This window comes from Streptomyces sp. MH60, assembly GCF_002939385.1.
Lineage (GTDB): Bacteria > Actinomycetota > Actinomycetes > Streptomycetales > Streptomycetaceae > Streptomyces.
The window spans coordinates 1-1612 of the sequence record NZ_MULI01000179.1 but is presented as its reverse complement, the minus strand read 5'-3'; the positions used below and the strand labels follow the sequence as shown (position 1 = coordinate 1612).

Here is a 1612-nt window from a genome sequence, read left to right as displayed (position 1 = left end):
CCGCCGCGCAGGTCAGCCCGGCGGACGCCGCCCCCGGTGACACCGTCACCGTCTCGGTCTCGTGCGGCCCGACCGGCGCGGAGGGCACGGAGGACCCGCCGGGCGCCGGGGGCGCCGCGGACACCGAGGGCTCGGCGGAGACGGAGGGCGGCGCCGGGGCCGCGGAGGACTGGACCGTCGACGGAGCCTGTCCCGACGCCTCGGGCGGCGAGGACGGCGACCCCTGGAGCGCGACCATGAGCGTGCCGGAGGAGAGCGGCACCGGCGCCGGTCAGCCGGCGTGCCGGGAGACCGCCGCCCCGCGCGCGGGGACCTCCGCCCACGGCACGCCCTGCGCCCCCACCGAGCCCGCGTGCCCCGAACCCACCGCGCAGGGCACCTCCTGCGGCGGTGGCACGGCGGAACACGGGGTGCGGGCCGGTACCGGCGGGACCTTCGGCGACTCGGTGCCCGCACTGGTCGCCGGTGGTGTCCTGATCGCGGGCGCAGCCGGTGCGGCCGCGCACCGGCTGCGGCTGCGGCTGCGCGGGGAGGACGGCGAGCGCTGACCCCGCGGACGCCGGTCCGGCTGTGACGCGCGCAACCGGAGCCGGAGCCATGGCGGGGCGGCGCGATGGGTACGGGGATCAACGAACGGCGAACGAGCACGGGACGGGCCCGCCCGGCCCCGACGGCCCCGGGCCCGGCAGGAAGCGGGCCCGGCCCCGACGGAGACCGGACACGGCACGGACAGGGCACGGACAGGCGGCACGGACGCGCGGAGGTACGCATGCGGCGCACGGACCCCGAGGGCCCGGCCACCGGACCCGCGGGCCACGACCCCGTCGGCCGCACCGGTGCGGGCCACGGCGCCGTGGGCCACGGTCCCGTCCGGTACGGCCCGCACTTCCCCGACGACGGTCTGCCGGTGCTGCCCGAGCTGTCCGCCGTACTCGCCGCCGCCGCGGGCCGCTCACGCGGGGAACCGGCCGGCGGCGCCCCCGCCCTCCTGGACGCCGCGAGCGGATACTGGGACCGGCGCGGCCTGACCACCGAACCCGCCCACCTGGCCGCCGCCCCCGGCGCGGGCGCCCTCCTGCTCGCACTGACCGCCGCACTGGACGGCGACGTGCTGGTGCCCCGTCCCTGCGCCGCCTGGTGGGCACCGTACGCACGGCTGCTGGGCAGACCCGTCTTCCACGTCCCGACACCGGCCGAGTCCGGCGGCGTGCCCGACCCGTACGCCCTGCTGGAAACCGTCCGCCGGGTCCGCGCCGAGGGCGGCGACCCCCGGCTGCTCGTGCTGTCCGTCGCCGACGACCCGACCGGCACCGTCGCGCCGCCCGAGCTGCTGCACCAGACCGTCGAGGCCGCCGCGAGCGAGGGACTGCACCTGGTCAGCGACGAGACCTGGCGCGACACCCTGCACGACCCGCACGCCACCGTGCTCCTCAGCCCCGCCGAGATGCTGCCCGAACGGGTCACCGTCGTCACCGACCTGGCGGGCGCGCTGCTCCCGCCGGCCTGGCCGGCCGCCGTCGCCCGCTTCCCCGCCTCCGCCGCCGGGAACGGCCTGCACGCGCGCGTGCTCGACGTGCTCACCGCGCTCGGCGCCCGCGTCGCGGCCCCCGTC

At 79.7% G+C, this 1612-nt stretch carries 2 protein-coding genes; both read left to right on the top strand.

Translation table 11 applies throughout. The annotated features are described in order from the left end of the window. A partial coding sequence (locus BZZ08_RS38400) for a hypothetical protein (protein ID WP_104636729.1) occupies nt 1-548 on the top strand: 548 nt, incomplete at its 5' end. Nucleotides 549-769: 221 nt separating this feature from the next. Continuing rightward, on the top strand, nt 770-1612 hold an 843-nt coding region (locus tag BZZ08_RS38395), incomplete at its 3' end, for an aminotransferase class I/II-fold pyridoxal phosphate-dependent enzyme (protein ID WP_241965668.1).